The organism is Acetivibrio straminisolvens JCM 21531 (assembly GCF_000521465.1).
GTDB classification, from domain to species: domain Bacteria; phylum Bacillota; class Clostridia; order Acetivibrionales; family Acetivibrionaceae; genus Hungateiclostridium; species Hungateiclostridium straminisolvens.
Genome location: NZ_BAVR01000179.1, coordinates 1 through 775, shown reverse-complemented (window position 1 = coordinate 775; position 775 = coordinate 1). Strand labels below are relative to the sequence as shown.

At 44.9% G+C, this 775-nt stretch carries 1 protein-coding gene; it reads right to left on the bottom strand.

Annotated elements, in window-relative coordinates:
- Positions 1–775, bottom strand: a 775-nt coding sequence (locus tag JCM21531_RS17375; RefSeq protein ID WP_038291732.1) for a glycoside hydrolase family 11 protein, incomplete at both ends; no start/stop codon positions are given.

The following is a 775-nucleotide window of genomic DNA, read 5'->3' as shown; positions in this document are numbered from 1 at the left end:
TTCCGAAGTCTATTTTGTTAAATACCAGATAGTCACCGCTTTCGATATAACCTATACCGCTTCCGCCACCTGAAGTACCTATGGTCTCAATAGTTGAGGATTTGAGGGAATTGTACTCTTCAGCCTCAATTTTTGAGAATGCACTTCTTGGAGCCGGTGTGGGTGTAGGTTGAGGTGAAGCAGGTGTACCGCCTACAGTAATAGTCATGCTGGTTACATCAGCTTTTCCGCTGCTTTGATATCCTTCGACAACAAAAGCAACTTCATACATTTTTCCCATCTTCATGCCCATGCGTTCCCAGGCTTTAAAGTGCTCGCTGACGGATATTGTTCCGCTTGTACGCTTTGATGTGCGCACACTCCAGTACTGCTGGAAAGTTGCAATACCTTTGATGGAAGGTTGATTTACTCTGGTGGTCTCATATATATCATATGTACCCCCATCAACGGTAATAGTACCCTTTGATGTTGCTCCTGGTGGCCTCCAGTTGCCCCAGCTCTCAATGATGTAATACTCAACGAGCGGGTCGGAAGTCCATCCGTAAACTGCCAGATAAGAGTTTCCGTTTGGCTGGTAGTTGCAGGAGTAAGTTAAAGTTATGTTTCCAAGTTGTTGGTGGGTCTGCGTCTCGTTGTATTTGAAACCTTTACGGAATAATATGTTGTTGATATTATTCCATTCACAACTGAACGCACCGCCATCCTTGAGAATCATGGTACCGTTTCCTTCGTCTTTCCAGTATTCATAGTTGTACCCGCCATGAGTACCCGTCTC